The 13,945-nt window shown below is 66.2% G+C and carries 14 protein-coding genes; 5 read left to right on the top strand and 9 right to left on the bottom strand.

The genetic code is table 11. The features are described from left to right. Nucleotides 1-16 precede the first annotated feature (16 nt). The gene (locus ACJRPG_RS20175) at nucleotides 17-1,339 is read left to right on the top strand and encodes a nuclear transport factor 2 family protein (protein ID WP_408001908.1); all 1,323 of its coding nucleotides are present in this window, start codon (nucleotides 17-19) and stop codon (nucleotides 1,337-1,339) included. Between the two features lie 3 nt (nucleotides 1,340-1,342). Beyond that, a complete protein-coding gene (locus tag ACJRPG_RS20180; protein WP_408001909.1) occupies nucleotides 1,343-2,572 on the top strand; it encodes a L,D-transpeptidase family protein in 1,230 nt (409 codons plus the stop codon). 49 nt (nucleotides 2,573-2,621) lie between these two features. Here ACJRPG_RS20180 and ACJRPG_RS20185 read toward each other — a convergent pair whose 3' ends face one another. After that, nucleotides 2,622-4,121, bottom strand: a complete 1,500-nt coding sequence (locus ACJRPG_RS20185) for an AMP nucleosidase (protein ID WP_408001910.1) — start codon at nucleotides 4,119-4,121, stop codon at nucleotides 2,622-2,624. 124 nt (nucleotides 4,122-4,245) lie between these two features. Here ACJRPG_RS20185 and ACJRPG_RS20190 point away from each other — a divergent pair, with 124 nt between their 5' ends. Beyond that, nucleotides 4,246-6,597, top strand: a complete 2,352-nt coding sequence (locus ACJRPG_RS20190) for a sensor histidine kinase (RefSeq protein WP_408001911.1) — start codon at nucleotides 4,246-4,248, stop codon at nucleotides 6,595-6,597. A 10-nt stretch (nucleotides 6,598-6,607) separates the two neighbouring features. Here ACJRPG_RS20190 and ACJRPG_RS20195 read toward each other — a convergent pair whose 3' ends face one another. Then, a complete protein-coding gene (locus ACJRPG_RS20195) occupies nucleotides 6,608-7,966 on the bottom strand; it encodes an MATE family efflux transporter (RefSeq protein ID WP_408001912.1) in 1,359 nt (452 codons plus the stop codon). A 2-nt stretch (nucleotides 7,967-7,968) separates the two neighbouring features. Beyond that, nucleotides 7,969-8,457, bottom strand: coding sequence for a YbaK/EbsC family protein (locus ACJRPG_RS20200; RefSeq protein WP_408001913.1), 489 nt, complete (start codon nucleotides 8,455-8,457; stop codon nucleotides 7,969-7,971). A gap of 141 nt (nucleotides 8,458-8,598) precedes the next feature. On the opposite strand from ACJRPG_RS20200, the gene ACJRPG_RS20205 reads away from it, so the two are divergent. Continuing rightward, entirely contained in the window at nucleotides 8,599-9,552 is a 954-nt protein-coding gene (locus tag ACJRPG_RS20205; protein ID WP_408001914.1) for a choice-of-anchor A family protein, read from the top strand. On the opposite strand, the gene ACJRPG_RS20210 is transcribed toward ACJRPG_RS20205, so the two are convergent. Further along, nucleotides 9,533-10,717, bottom strand: coding sequence for an MFS transporter (locus ACJRPG_RS20210; protein ID WP_408001915.1), 1,185 nt, complete (start codon nucleotides 10,715-10,717; stop codon nucleotides 9,533-9,535). The genes ACJRPG_RS20205 and ACJRPG_RS20210 overlap by 20 nt on opposite strands. A 39-nt stretch (nucleotides 10,718-10,756) precedes the next feature. Here ACJRPG_RS20210 and ACJRPG_RS20215 point away from each other — a divergent pair, with 39 nt between their 5' ends. Continuing rightward, nucleotides 10,757-12,085 carry an aminotransferase-like domain-containing protein gene (locus tag ACJRPG_RS20215; protein WP_408001916.1) on the top strand — a complete coding sequence of 443 codons (1,329 nt, stop codon included), beginning with the start codon at nucleotides 10,757-10,759 and terminating at the stop codon, nucleotides 12,083-12,085. A 158-nt stretch (nucleotides 12,086-12,243) separates the two neighbouring features. On the opposite strand, the gene ACJRPG_RS20220 is transcribed toward ACJRPG_RS20215, so the two are convergent. From ACJRPG_RS20220 to ACJRPG_RS20240, 5 genes are all read right to left on the bottom strand, one after another. Beyond that, nucleotides 12,244-12,513, bottom strand: coding sequence for a DUF5985 family protein (locus ACJRPG_RS20220; RefSeq protein WP_408001917.1), 270 nt, complete (start codon nucleotides 12,511-12,513; stop codon nucleotides 12,244-12,246). Next, a complete protein-coding gene (locus ACJRPG_RS20225) occupies nucleotides 12,513-12,770 on the bottom strand; it encodes a DUF5985 family protein (protein ID WP_408001918.1) in 258 nt (85 codons plus the stop codon). Before ACJRPG_RS20225 ends, ACJRPG_RS20220 begins: the two co-directional genes overlap by 1 nt. Before the next feature lie 4 nt (nucleotides 12,771-12,774). Then, on the bottom strand, nucleotides 12,775-13,077 hold the full coding sequence (locus ACJRPG_RS20230) for a hypothetical protein (protein ID WP_408001919.1): 303 nt from the start codon (nucleotides 13,075-13,077) through the stop codon (nucleotides 12,775-12,777). A 171-nt stretch (nucleotides 13,078-13,248) separates the two neighbouring features. Next, nucleotides 13,249-13,608: a response regulator gene (locus tag ACJRPG_RS20235; protein WP_408001920.1), complete on the bottom strand. Its 360-nt coding sequence runs from the start codon at nucleotides 13,606-13,608 to the stop codon at nucleotides 13,249-13,251. Between the two features lie 88 nt (nucleotides 13,609-13,696). Next, nucleotides 13,697-13,915 carry a hypothetical protein gene (locus ACJRPG_RS20240; RefSeq protein WP_408001921.1) on the bottom strand — a complete coding sequence of 73 codons (219 nt, stop codon included), beginning with the start codon at nucleotides 13,913-13,915 and terminating at the stop codon, nucleotides 13,697-13,699. Nucleotides 13,916-13,945 lie beyond the last annotated feature (30 nt).

Below are 13,945 nucleotides of genomic sequence, written 5' to 3' on the forward strand. Positions count from 1 at the left end.
GACGGCAAAATAGTCAATGCAGGAATTGCACCATTCTTCGCGTCCGCTGCGGCGCCTCGGCGTAGCGCTCGGCCTGGCGGCCCTGTTGTGCGGTGCCCCAGCCCATGCTGATGAAGTGGCCGATATCGGCAAGCTGATGCGCGCCGGGCAATTGCCTGCCGCGCTGCAGAAGACCGACAAGGCCCTCGCCGCCCAGCCCCGCGACCCGCAGCTGCGCTTCCTCAAGGGCCTGATCCTCGCGGAACAGAACCGCAATAACGAAGCCATTGCGGTATTCCAGAAGCTGACCGAGGACTATCCGCAGTTGCCGGAACCGTATAACAACCTGGCCGTGCTGTACGCGTCGGCCGGACAGTACGACAAGGCGCGCGTGTCGCTGGAGCGGGCCATCCGCACCAATCCTGCCTATGCCACCGCGCACGAAAACCTGGGCGACGTGTACGCCAAGCTGGCCAGCCAGGCCTACGACAAAGCCATGCAGCTGCTTGATTCCAAGGACTATGCGCCGCCGAAGTCGAAACTGGCAATGGTGCGCACGCTGGACACGCGCGATGGCCAGAGTCCTCTCGCTGGCCTGGCTGCGGCGCCTGCCGCCACCTCTCCAGCCGCACAGGCCAAAGCGCCCGCCCCGGCGCCTGCCGCGCCGGTGAAGGTTGCCGCGGCGCCCGTGCCGCCGCCCGCTGCCGCGCCGGCCAAGCCTGCGGCCGTCCCGGCCCAGGCTCCCGCGCCCGTGAAGGTGGCTGCCGCCCCTGCGCCTGCCCCGGCGCCGGTAAAGATCGCCGCCGCCCCGCCGGCTCCTGCCCCGGCCAAGGCCGTGCCGCCTGCGGCGCTGGCAGCGCAGCAGGTCAATGCCTCCGCCAAGCAATTGAATGCCGCCGCACAGCAGGCCAATGCCGCCACCTCGAAGGGCGCAGCCCCGGCTGCCAAACCGCCTGTCGCGGCCCAGCCACCGGCTGCCGCCCCGGCGCCTGTACAATTACCGAAAGCCGACGACAACGCGGAGCGCGATGCCGCCCTGAAGGCCGTGAACAACTGGGCAAAAGCCTGGAGCTCGCAGGACATGAAGGGCTACCTGAACGCCTATTCCGACAATTTCCAGACCCCGGGCGGCGCATCGCGCAAGAACTGGGAAGCGGACCGCCGCGCGCGCATCGAAGGCAAGGAACACATCAAGGTAACGGTGGAAGCGCCGCAGGTCAGCGTGAAAGGCGATACCGCAACAGTCAGGTTCCGCCAGATCTATGTGTCCGACCGGCTCAAGGCAAACAGCCGCAAGACGCTTATCATGGAAAAGAAGAACGGCCAGTGGCGCATCAAGCAGGAACAATCGGGAAGCTAAGACGTGAAGCACAAGACCGCAGCGCTGATCAAAACCGCAGTCACCATGGCGCTGGCCGCCAGTTCGCTGCTGGCTCCCCTCACGCCTGCCAAATCGATCCGCCCTTCTCCCGCTGCGCCGGCCAGGCCCGATCCTGAAACGCTGCTGATCAGCATCTACAAGGACCTGCAGGCCAGCCAGCTGAACGAGGCGCAGGCCAAGGCCGATGCGCTGGTGGAGGCTTACCCTAACTTCCGCGTGGGCCACCTGATCCGGGGCGACCTGCTGATGATGCACGCCCAGCCCGTGACGGCTTTCGGCGGCGGCGCCGGCGCCAACGCGCCCGCCGACAAGCTGAAAGACCTGCGCGACGAAGCGCGCGCCCGCCTGACGGCGCTCACCGCCCGCCCTAATCCGGAACTGGCGCCGCGCTCCGTGCTGCAACTGCGCAGCGACCAGCGCAATGTGCTGGTGGTGGATGCGAAGCAGTCGCGCCTCTACGTCTACGAAAACGACAACGGCCAGCTGAAATTCGTCACCGACTACTACATCTCGCAGGGCAAGCTGGGCATCCACAAGCTGCGTGAGGGCGACCAGAAAACACCGGTCGGCGTGTATTACATTACGGGCCGCGTGTCCGGCGCCCGTCTCCCGGACTTCTACGGCGCCTCGGCGCTGCGCATCAACTATCCGAACGAATGGGACCGCGCCAATGACCGCGGCGGCTCCGGCATCTTCCTGCATGGCACCCCGTCCGACACCTACAGCCGTCCGCCGCTGGCCTCCGACGGCTGCGTGGTGCTGACTAATGCGGACCTGAAGAAGCTGGAAGCGAATGTGGACATCGGCAAGACGCCGGTGGTGATTGCCGAGAAGGTGGAATTCATCAGCCGCAGCCAGTGGGACAGCGAACGCACGACGGCGGCCCGGCTGATGGACGCCTGGCGTGCCGATGTCGAGAGCACGAACCAGGCGCGCGTGCTGAAGCACTACTCCGCGAAATTCAAGTCCGGCCAGGGCGAAGACCTCAGAACCTGGTATGCGAAGGATATGCAGCCGCTGCTCGGCACCGCCGGCATGTCCGCAAAACTGAGCGACGTGACCCTGTTCCGCTATCCCGGCCGCGACGACATGATCGTCAGCTCCTTCACGCTCGAAACCATGATCGGCAAGACGAAGACTTCCACCCGCAAGCGCCAGTACTGGGCGCGCGAAGGCGCGAACTGGAAGATCGTCAACGAAAGCCTGATCTGACAGCGCGTAAATCGGGGACAGCCTTAGGGCCTGTCCCCATTTACTGACGTTACTGGAATGCCACCTCGCTGAAGCTGCGCAGCTTGCGGCTGTGCAACCTGTCCACGCCCAGCGCGCGCAGCAGCTCCAGCGCGCGGATGCCGATGCGCAGGTGCTGGTCCACGCGGTCGCGGTAGAACTGGTTCGCCATGCCGGGCAGCTTGATCTCGCCATGCAGCGGCTTGTCGCTCACGCACAGCAAAGTCCCATATGGCACGCGGAAACGGAAGCCGTTGGCTGCAATCGTCGCGCTCTCCATGTCCAGCGCCACCGCGCGGCTCTGGCTGAAACGCCGCTCCGGCGTGCGCTGCGGCAGCAGCTCCCAGTTGCGGTTGTCGGTACTGGCCACGGTGCCGGTGCGCATCACGCGCTTCAGCTCATGGCCTTCCAGCTGCGTGACCTCGCGCACCGCATCCTGGATCGCAACCTGCACCTCGGCCAGCGCCGGAATCGGCACCCATAGCGGCAGGTCCTCATCCAGCACATGGTCTTCCCGCACATAGCCGTGCGCCAGCACGTAGTCGCCCAGCTGCTGGGTGGTGCGCAGGCCTGCGCAATGCCCCAGCATCAGCCATGCGTGCGGGCGCAGCACGGCCACGTGGTCGGTAATCGTCTTTGCATTGGCCGGGCCGACGCCGATATTGATCATACTGATGCCGCTGCCGTCGGCGCGGATCAGGTGGTAGCCCGGCATCTGCGGCAGGCGCGGCGGCACGGCGCCCAGCGCATCGCCCGGCTGCACCTGCTGGCCCGCACGGCGCGTAACCACATTGCCCGGCTCCACGAAGGCGATATAGCCGTCGTCGCCCGATGCGGGCTGCGACGCCATGATCTCGTGGCCCAGCTTCACGAATTCGTCGATGTAGAACTGGTAGTTCGTGAACAGCACGAATTTCTGGAAGTGTTCCGGCGAGGTGCCCGTGTAATGGCGCAGCCTTTGCAGCGAATAGTCCACGCGCGGGCCGGTGAACAGCGACAGCGGCTGGGCCTCGCCGGGCGGCGCCTCGAAGGTGCCGTTGGCGATGCCGTCGTCCATGGCGGCCAGGTTGGGCAGGTCGAACACATCGCGCATCAGCAGGCGGCGCTCGGCACTCAGGCTGCCTTCGATATGGTCATGCTCCGCAAACGAGAAGTGGATCGGGATCGGCTGCGCGCTCAGGCCCACCTCGATCTGCATATGCTGCTGGCCGTGGTTCTTCAGCAGCTGGCGGAACTGCTCGTGGTAGTAGTTGGCGAACAGGTCGGGCCGGGTCAGCGTGGTCTCATAGGTGCCGGGGCCTTCCACAAAACCGTAGGACAGGCGCGTGTCGGCCCGCGCGAAGGTTTCGGTCTGCACGCGCACGAAGGGATAGCAGGCGCGCACATGTTCAGCGGGAGTTTCACCGTCAACGAAGCGCTGCAGGGCTTCGCGCAGATGGCGGATGCTGCCATCGTAGATCGCCTGCACCTGCGCGAGGGCGGCGGCCGGGTCATCGAATCTTTCCGGCGGGACGAAGGGGCGGGTGGACATGATCGGGCTCCTTTCAGATAGCACCATACTATCAGAAGGCGTCGCTTGATTCCTATACACAATACAGTGCGCCACGCTCCGGGCCGGACGGGTAAGATGCGCCCGTCCCCATACTGGCCATTCCATGACAAACCGGCGCACCGCAACCCTTACCGACATTGTCTTGCTCGGCGCCTCGGCGCGTGCGGAGGCACTGCTGCGGCGCGATCCGCAGATCGCCCTGCACTGCGTTCCGCCGGGCCAGGCCTGGCACGCCACCGACGAGGGCCGCCTGCCGCAGCTGCTGCTGGCCGTCCTGCCCGGCACCGGCATCAATACGCTGGCGCAGCTGCGCGGCGACCCGCTGCTGCAGGACTGCGCGCTGGTGGCCCTGCTCGATAGCGAGGATGCGGCCCAGGAAGCCGAACAGCTGGTGGAATTCGACGACCTGATCCTGATGCCCGCCATTTCCGACGACGCTTTCTACGCGCGCTTCGCCGCGGTGCTGAACGGCGCGCGCGTGCGGGCCCACCGCAATGAACGCTACCGCGTGCTGAACCGGATCGACGAAGCCTTCCGCAAGCTGAGCGACCCGGAGGCCATCACGCTGGCGGCGGCGGAGCTGGTCGGCCGCTACCTGCATGCCAACCGCTGCGCCTATGCCGACGTGGAGCCGGACGGCGACACCTTCAACCTGACCGGCAACTACCACGACGGCGTGGCCAGCATCGTGGGCCGCTACCGCTTTTCGGACTTCGGCCAGGAATGCCTGTCGCTGATGCGCCAGGGCCTGCCCTATGTGGTGGAGGATTCCGAGAGCGATCCGCGCACCCAGGCCGTGCTGGCGTCCTACCGCGCCACCCAGATCCGTTCCGTGGTCTGCGTGCCGCTGATGAAGGACGACCGCTTCGTGGCCGCGATGGCGGTGCACCAGGCGCAAGTGCGCCGCTGGCGCGCCGACGAAGTGGCGCTGCTGCTGACGGTGGCCGACCGCTGCCGCGACTCGATTGAACGCGGCCGCATCGCGCGGGCGCTGGACTTCCGGGAACTGCGCTACCGCACGCTGGTGGAGACGGTATCGTCCATCCTGTGGCACACCGACGCGCACGGCAGCCTGACGGAAGACAATGCGGCCTGGGCCTCCTTCACCGGCCAGACCGTACAGGAATTGCGCGGCAGCGGCTGGCTGGAAGCGCTGCATCCGGACGACCGCGCGGCCACCGCGCAGAACTGGGACGAAGCGGCGCGCACCCTGCAGCCCTTCCGCGACAGCTACCGCCTGCGGCGGCGCGACGGCCAGTACCGCTATATGCTGGTGCAGGGCGCGCCCGTGATGGTCGAGGGCGTGCCGCTCGAATGGGTGGGCAGCTGCATGGACGTGACCGACATGCGGCAGGCGCAGGAAGCCGAACGCATGGCCAACGCCCGCCTGCAGTTCACGCTCGATTCCGCCCGGATTGCGGACTGGGACTACGACCCGGCCACGCGCAGGCTGGCCAGCTCGCCCCGCCTTGCGCGCCTGTTCGGCTACGAGGCGGCGCAGGACCACTGGAACCTGGACCATGTATTCGCCCACGTGCACCCGGCCGATATCGGCGCCGTGCGCAGCGGTTTCGACGAAGCGCTGCGCACCGGGGCGACCTGGCGCACCGAATGCCGCATCCACTGGCCGGACAACTCGGTGCACTGGATCGCCATCCACGGCAATATGTACCGCGATGAGCATTCCGTGGGCCGCCGCATGCTGGGCATCGTGTACGACATTTCGGCGCACAAGCAGTCCGAGCTCGCGCTGCAGGAGATGGACCGGCGCAAGGACGAATTCCTGGCCATGCTGGCCCACGAGCTGCGCAACCCGCTGGCGCCGATCGGCGCGGCGGCCGAGATCATGTCACTGGCCAGCAACGATCCCGGCAAGCTGGCCACCGCCTCCACCGTCATCACGCGCCAGGTGCGGCATATGACGGGCCTGATCGACGACCTGCTCGACGTGTCGCGCGTGAAGCGCGGCCTGGTGCGGCTGGACACGCAGCGCTGCGAGATGGGCGGCATCGTCAGCACGGCGCTGGAACAGGTGCGGCCGCTGATGGACCGCCGCGGCCATCAGGTCGTGCTGCAGCTGCCGGCCTTCCCGCATGCCGACGTGACCGGCGATGAAAAGCGGCTGGTGCAGGTGGTGGCCAACCTGCTGAACAACGCCGCCAAGTACACACCGGACGGCGGCCGCATCGATATTGAACTGGCGATGGACGAGGCCAGCGTGAGGCTGGAGGTGCGCGATACCGGCATCGGCATGAGCCCGCAGTTCCTGGACCGCGCCTTCGATGTGTTTGCGCAGGCCGACCAGAGCATCGCCCGTTCCCAGGGCGGGCTGGGACTCGGCCTGGCGTTGGCGCGCAGCCTGGTGAACGCCCATAACGGCAGCATCAGCGCGCACAGCGAAGGGCCGGGCACGGGCGCCACCTTCACCGTCATCCTGCCGCGCGCGCCGGATTAGCGGGCGCCCCTTACATGCCTTTGGGCCGCAGCCGGCGCCGCGCGGCGCGGGCATGCGGCACCCAGGCCTGCACCGACCAGCGGCGCCACATGATGAGGCCACGGATCCATTCATCGGCCGCGTAGGCGAGGTAAAGGCCTTTCAGCCCCAGCCCGCACCAGATGCCGAGCACCCAGCTGCCGCCCGCCAGCACGATGGCCATCGAAGCGGCGCCCGCCATTACCGGGAAACGCACGTCGCCGGTGGCGCGCAGCGCATTGATGACAACCAGGTTGAAGGTGCGCCCCAGCTCCACCAGCACGCCCAGCCACAGCAGCACCACGCCATGCGCGATGATGTCCGGGTCCGAGGTGAAGCCCGCCAGCAGGTAGCTGCCCGCCAGCGCCACCAGCGAGGACACCACGCCCGAAATCAGCAGGCCGCGCGCCAGCGAGCTGCGCACCAGGCGGTGGGCCGCGCCCAGCTCTCCTGCCCCCACCATATGGCCGACCATGATCTCCACCGCAAAGGCCGTGGCAAGGCTGAACACCACCACCACATTGCCGATCTGCTGCACATAGGCCTGGGTGGCCAGCGCCTGCGCGCCCAGCAGCCCGGCCACCGCCATGCTGGCCATGAAAGACAGGCGCCATGCGATATTCTCGGCCGCCGCCGGCACGCCGATATGCAGCACCTGCGCCAGTTCGCGGCGCGGCAACTGCCACCAGTCCGGCCACGCAGCGCGGATGTCCAGGTGCCTGCGCCACAGCACCAGGTGCAGCGCCAGTCCGAGGGCGCGGCTCAGGGTCAGCGCCAGCGCATAGCCGGGCAGGCCCAGGGCCGGCAGCGGACCGAAACCGAACATCAGCGGCAGCGCCATGGCCAGGTGGCTGACGTGCATGGCCACGAGCACCAGCAGCGTATCGCGCGTGCGCAGGTGGGCGCGCATCACGGCCGCCATCGAGGCGTTCCAGGCGTCGAACAGGATGGAAGGCGCCAGCGCCATCAGGAAAGGCACGGCCAGCACCATCACGTCGGCGGGCGTCTGCAGCAATGACAGCAGCTGACGTGCGCCGAGCAGCGCGGCCAGCGCGCCAAAGGCGCCGATCCAGCTGCTGGCGCCCAGCGAGGCCAGCGCCACGCGCCGGGCGGCGGACCGCTGCCCTGCCCCCAGGCTCTGCGTGATCACAACGCCGATGCCGGAGCCCACGATGCGGAACAGCAGGAACAACGTGACCGAAATCTGCATGGCGATCGCAAAGCCTGCGCCCGCCACGTCGGACATATGCGCCGCCAGCGAAGTGCCAGCCACGCCCACCGCCACGGTGAGCACCAGCTCCACCAGCAGCGGCCAGGCCAGCGTGAAGATATGGGGACGGGAAGCGGCCATGGTCAGGATGCAGGGCGCAAAGCGACGTCGGCCAGCGGCGCGCCCGTCATCGCCAGCAGCTGCTGCGGCGTCATGCGGAACACGGCGTGCGGGTGTCCTGCCGCAGCCCAAACCTGCGGCAGCTGCATCAGGTCCTCGTCGATCAGCATCAGCGACGGCTGCGCATGCCCGACCGGGCTCACGCCGCCGATGGCAAAGCCGGTCTGCTCGCGCACGAAAGCGGCATCGGCCTTGCCCAGCTCGCCCAGCAGGGCCGCCACCTTGCGCTCATCCACACGGTTCACGCCGCTCGCTACCACCACCACGGCGCGGTTGTCGGCCAGGCGCCGGAACACGATGGACTTCGCAATCTCGGCCACGGTGCAGCCAAGGCCGGCCGCCGCTTCCGCTGCCGTGCGTGCGCTGTCCGGCAGCATCGTCACCGGCTGGTCGTGGCCCCGTTCCTGGAGCAAGGCGGCAATGCGCTGTACCGAAAGCGGCAGGTCTTCCATCGATCTTCCTTATTAATGAACTTACGCAACATTCTACCCGCTCGACGCAAACCTTACCGAAAACAACATTTTTCATGAATTTATCAAATTTTGTGATTTTGTGAGATAATTCGTTCAATCAATAAAAACCGGAGTCCTGAAATGCGTACCGCCGCTGTCCTCGCCGCTGCCCTGCTCACTGCCCCCGTCCATGCCGACGTGGTGGATTTGGGCATCAGCCGTGCCAATCTGTTCAGCCTGGGTAATTTCAGCGCTTCGGGCTCGGATGTGGAAGGCGCCTTGCTCGTCAGAGGCAATTTCACGGCCAGCAACTATTCGGTGAACAAGAAGGACAAGGACGCCTTCGGCTCCTATTCGCTGGTGGTGGGCGGCAATATGAACTACTCGTCGGCCGCGCTGAATAACGGCTCCTACTATGTGGGCGGCAAGGCCACGCTGGTCTCGGTGGGAACGGACAAGAACACGAAGTCGAGCACCGTCAATCCGGCGAACTTCAACGCCATGGCGGACCATGCCAAAAAGGTGTCCACGGCGCTCAGCAATGCCACGGAAACCGGCCGCAGCAGCGTGCAGTACGGCGGCATGACGCTGACCGGCAGCAACAAGTCGGTGGAAGTGTTCGACATCACGGGCAGCGCGCTGTCGAGCGTGAACTACTTCAACCTGAACAGCCTGAAATCCGGCTCCACCCTGATCTTCAATATCAGCGGCAAAGACGCCATCGGCTTTAACCAGAACGGCGTGGGCCTGAACGGCTTCGACAAGTACAACGTGCTGTTCAACTTCTATGAAGCGACCAATCTGAACCTGCAGAACGTGGGCGTGTACGGCAGCATTCTGGCGCCGCTGGCCACCGTCACCGGCAACGGCGGCGTGGTGAACGGCCAGGTCATCGTGGGCAACTGGCTGTCGAACGTTCAGGTCAATGCCAGCAACTACTTCAGCGCCGTCAATGTGCCGGGTTATTCGCTTGCGCTGGCGCCGGTACCGGAGCTGTCGGTCTGGCCGATGCTGCTGGTCGGCCTCGGCCTGATCGGCCTGTTCAAGGCCCGCCGCCGCGACGACGACATGATGCCTATCGCCTTGCCGGCGTAAGCGGCGTGCGCTGGCGCAGCGTCCATGCCGCCAGCGCAATGCCCGCCGCGCTCAGCATCACCACGGCGCCGTTGCTCGCTTTCCAGCCAATGGCGGCCAGCATCGGCGCCGGAAGGAAGGCGCCCGCCGTGGCGCAGGCCGCAATCAGCGTTTCGTTGATGCCTTGCCAGCGGTGGCGCTGGTCCTCCTGCACTTCCTGCGTCAGCAAGGCGCCGCCGCCCACGTAGGTGAAATTCCATCCCAGCCCCACCAGCACCAGTTCCGCCACGGCCATGCCGTAACTGAGCGCGCCCATCCCGCAGGCCGCGCCGGCCAGCAACAGCAGGAATCCAGCGCACAGCACCTGCCGCACGCCGAAGCGCGCAATCAGCGACCCTGTAAAGAAGGACGGCAGGAACATGGCCAGCACATGCGCCTGGATGGCGCGGGCGCTGGCGCCGAAGGAGCAGATATCCTTCAGCACCAGCGAAGACTGCACCATGAGCAGGTTCATGATCAGGTAGCCGCCCGCCGCGGAAAAGATGGCTGTGGCGATGCCCGGCGTGATGTGCAGCGGGGCGCGCCTGCCCCGTACCTCCGCTGCTTGCGCCGCCGCCCGCCGCGCTTCGCCGAAAACCAGCATCAAGGCAATGGTGCACACACCGAGCACGGAGCAGGCCAGGTAGCACAGGGAAAAGTCGGCGAACCCGGGCACCGTGCGCAGCGCGCTGGCCAGCGCCGGCCCCGCAACGGCGGCCAGCACGCCGCCCGCCACAACGATGGACAGGGCGCGCGGCTTCTGCGCCGCGTCCAGCCCATCCACCGCGGCAAAGCGGTAGAAATTGGCGAAAGCGATATACATGCCGAGCACAGCGTGCGCCGCGACCAGCAGCGCGAAATCGCCGCGTGCCAGCGCGAAGTAGCCGAGCATGCCGCCGCCCACCAGGCATACGCCGCCCAGCAGGAAGGCGAGCTGCCGTCCCAGCTTCTGCATCAGCATGGAGGCCGGATAGGTACAGAGCAGCACGGCGGCGAACTGGGCGCCGTAAGGCACGGTGCCGAGCGCAGGATCGGGCGCAAGGCTGCTGCCCGCGACAGCCGATACCGTGACCGAAATAACGGCGGTGGTGATATTGAGGGTTTGGGCCAGCGTAAGCAGCCAGGTGCGCCAGGGTAGTGTTTTCATGCATGCTAGTATGCATGCATCAAACTGCTGATTGTATGCATGACAAACTGGATTCCCGACCTCAGCACCCTCACCGGCCCGGCCTACCGTTGCATCGCCGAAGCCATTGCCATCGACGTGCGCACGCGCCGGCTGCGGCCCGGCGACAGCCTGCCGCCGCAAAGGCTGCTGGCCGGCCTGCTGGGCCTTAACCTCAGCACTGTTACCCGGGCCTACCGCGAGGCGGAACGGCGCGGCCTGACCGAGGGCCACACGCGGCGCGGGACCGTGATACGGGCGCGCGCGGAAGCGGCCGACCTGTTCGGCATCCGGAGCGCGGCCAGTGCGGCAAGCGTGATCGACCTGTCGGTGAACGTGCCGGCCAGCGACCCGCGCGACCGCTCGGTCGCGGCAACGCTGGCCGAGCTGCAGCAGGAAGGCCGCATCGAAGAGCTGATGCGCTACCAGGCGCCCGCCGACTGGGAGCGCTGGCGCGAACAGGCGGTGAAATGGCTGGCGCCCTGCGGCCTGCACACGCCGCCGGAACGCCTGGTGCTGTGCGCCGGCGGCCAGCATGCGCTCAGCCTCGCGCTGGAAGCCTGCGGTACGGGTGATATCGCGGTGGAGGCCTTTACTTATCCCGGCATGCTCGCGCTGGCGCAGGAACGGGGCTACCGCCTGCATGCGCTGGAGATGGACGAGGAAGGCGTGACCCCGGCGGCCATCCTTAAGGCGGCGCGCAAGGGCATCAAAACCCTGGTGATCAGCTCCGCCCTGCAGAACCCAACGGGCGCCACCATGTCGCTGCGGCGGCGCCAGCAGATCGCCGGGATCGTGCAGGCACGCAAGCTGGCGTTGGTGGAGGAAGACGTTTATGGCGCCATGCTGCCGCAGGCCGATCCGCCCATTTCCGCCTTCGCGCCGGAACATTGCTTCCATGTCAGCGCCCTGTCGAAAACCGTTGCGGCGGGCCTGCGCTTCGGCATGCTGAGCGTGCCCGCCGCGCACCTGCCGCATTTCGCCCGGGGCATCCACTCCACGCACTGGTACCTGAGCCCTCTTGCCGTGGAAATCGCCACGCGCCTGATCAGCTCCGGCCAGGCCGCGCGCCGCCTGGCATGGCAGCAGCGGGAAATCGCCGCGCGCAACCGCATCTTCGATGCCGTCCTGCCCTCCTACGCGCCGCACCGCTGGCTGGCACTGCGCGGCAGCGCGCAGGCCGCCGCTGCCGCACTGGCCGCGCATGGCCTGATTGTGATGACGGGCGCCCAGTTCGGCGTGGGTACGTCTGCACGCGATGACCGCCACCTGCGCCTCTCGCTCGGCGGCGCCAGCCGCGCCGGGCTGAAACGCGCTGCGCAGCTGATGAGGGAACTCGGCATGCTGTAAGCGTGTGGGCGTCCGGCGCGGAATGGCGGCATGCTCCTTCTTTTGAGGAAGGGGATGCCATGCACCAGACCCTTGCCGCAAGCACTGCCGCGTTCCTGCTTTGCGCCGCCGCGGCGCAAGTTCGCCCGCCCCTCGCGCGACATTCCCGGCGTGCAGGATCAGTGACGGCGGAAGTAGTTCTTCTCGACGATGGCGTAGAGGATGAGCAGGTAGGACACCAGCCGCACCACATAATGCACCGGCGTGTCCTCGTTCGCCTGGCGGGTAATGGCCATGGCCATGCGGTTCAGGCCTTCGATGCCGAAGGAGATGGCGAACCAGAGGAAAAATTTATCGCGGCTGCTGCGCCAGAAGCGCAGGAAGAACAGCGCCGCCACCAGCGACAGCGCGGCAATGGCGCCGGAAATCACGTCCGCCAGGTCATTCATTATTCGTCCTCCCACACCAGGCCAAACACCAGCAGCACCACCGCAACCAGTGCCGTGAGCAGGCGCATCGGAATGAAGTCGATATCGGGAAACACCACCCGGTCCAGGATCAGGAAAACATTATTGGCAAACATGAAGCAGAAGCACAGCCCTGTCCACAGCAGGATGCGGGACCGGTTCGAGAAGTAGCTGCGCAGCAGCGCCCATGAACAAATAAAGGATGTCAGCGCGCACAGGCAATAGATGAGGACAACCATTGCGTTAACCTTTCCGCCACTCGAAAGCGTCCACCAGGCGCTGTGCCTTCCTGGAGGTACGGGAATGAATAAGATTGGTAATTTCGACCAGTGACCGGGAGTATGCCCCGGCCAGCTGGCCCAGTACAGCCTCCAGCTCGGGACTGGAGGGGGCAAAGTGATAGTTTTCGCCATCCAGCTGGCGCGCGATGCCGCTGTCGCGCAGTTCCTGCAGCAGCTGCGCCGCCAGCTTGTCGCTGATGTAGAGCCGCTTGGCCAGTCCGAGCGCCGTCCACCGCACTGCCGGATCGGCACGCAGCAACAACATTCCCTCCACAAAGGGAACGGACGGTACCGATGTCAGGACGAAACGCCTGACGTCATCGGCAATGGTCGAGCCTTGCGTCACGTGTCTACCCACTTGCTAATTCATGCGGGCTGCAGTCTAACATTATTGCCAAATTGAAAGCACCGGCCGGATTTCAATCGTGCGCGGGCGTCAGGCCAGGTGGGCCATCACGGTATCCAGGCTTGCCGGTTTGCCAAGATGCACATCGAAACCGGCAGCCCGCACCAGTTCGTGGGTCTGGCGGTCGGTCCAGGCGGTGAGCGCGATCAGGCGCATTTTCGCGCCGTGGGCGGTGCGGCGCAGAGCCCGTGCCACGGCATAGCCATCCATGTCCGGCATGCCGATATCGACGAAAGCCACCTCCGGCTGTACCGTTTCGGCAGCCTCCAGCCCCTGGCGTCCGCCATAGGCCACTACGGCTTCGTGGCCATAGATGCTGACCAGGTCGCGCAGCAGGTCCGCCGCGTCCTTGTTGTCATCGATGATCAGAATTTTCCGTGCCGCCGTCATATGCCCCTCTCACGCTACGGTCACATCTTGCCATTCATCCGGGCTGATGGGCATCGGAAAGGCTCTGGTGTTGCTGTAGGACAGGAACTCATGCGCCCGACTGCAGCACATCGCTGCGCGCCACATCGTCCGAGCGGCGGGCGCCCTTGCCGCCCAGCACACGCTGGATGACGGCGGGCGAAATGCCCTCCTGTGTCAGGTAGCGCGCCGCTTCCTGTGTGCCGGCGACTGCCTGCAGGTAGAGGCCGGACCGCACCACGGTCGCGGTCCAGGTATTGAGGCGGGGGTTGGCGCTTGGCTTGCTCATTTTTTCACTCCTGATTTTGGCCATTTGATC

This window comes from Pseudoduganella rhizocola (assembly GCF_045984285.3).
Taxonomy (GTDB): Bacteria; Pseudomonadota; Gammaproteobacteria; order Burkholderiales; family Burkholderiaceae_D; genus Rugamonas.

Bases quoted from the DNA above. Each gene is read 5' to 3' on its own strand.
- ACJRPG_RS20175 (WP_408001908.1), top strand. From the start codon at position 17: ATGCAGGAATTGCACCATTCTTCGCGTCCGCTGCGGCGCCTCGGCGTA.
- ACJRPG_RS20185 (WP_408001910.1), bottom strand. From the start codon at position 4,121: ATGTCCACCCGCCCCTTCGTCCCGCCGGAAAGATTCGATGACCCGGCC.
- ACJRPG_RS20190 (WP_408001911.1), top strand. From the start codon at position 4,246: ATGACAAACCGGCGCACCGCAACCCTTACCGACATTGTCTTGCTCGGC.
- ACJRPG_RS20195 (WP_408001912.1), bottom strand. From the start codon at position 7,966: ATGGCCGCTTCCCGTCCCCATATCTTCACGCTGGCCTGGCCGCTGCTG.
- ACJRPG_RS20200 (WP_408001913.1), bottom strand. From the start codon at position 8,457: ATGGAAGACCTGCCGCTTTCGGTACAGCGCATTGCCGCCTTGCTCCAG.
- ACJRPG_RS20205 (WP_408001914.1), top strand. From the start codon at position 8,599: ATGCGTACCGCCGCTGTCCTCGCCGCTGCCCTGCTCACTGCCCCCGTC.
- ACJRPG_RS20210 (WP_408001915.1), bottom strand. From the start codon at position 10,717: ATGAAAACACTACCCTGGCGCACCTGGCTGCTTACGCTGGCCCAAACC.
- ACJRPG_RS20215 (WP_408001916.1), top strand. From the start codon at position 10,757: ATGACAAACTGGATTCCCGACCTCAGCACCCTCACCGGCCCGGCCTAC.
- ACJRPG_RS20220 (WP_408001917.1), bottom strand. From the start codon at position 12,513: ATGAATGACCTGGCGGACGTGATTTCCGGCGCCATTGCCGCGCTGTCG.
- ACJRPG_RS20225 (WP_408001918.1), bottom strand. From the start codon at position 12,770: ATGGTTGTCCTCATCTATTGCCTGTGCGCGCTGACATCCTTTATTTGT.
- ACJRPG_RS20230 (WP_408001919.1), bottom strand. From the start codon at position 13,077: ATGTTGTTGCTGCGTGCCGATCCGGCAGTGCGGTGGACGGCGCTCGGA.
- ACJRPG_RS20235 (WP_408001920.1), bottom strand. From the start codon at position 13,608: ATGACGGCGGCACGGAAAATTCTGATCATCGATGACAACAAGGACGCG.
- ACJRPG_RS20240 (WP_408001921.1), bottom strand. From the start codon at position 13,915: ATGAGCAAGCCAAGCGCCAACCCCCGCCTCAATACCTGGACCGCGACC.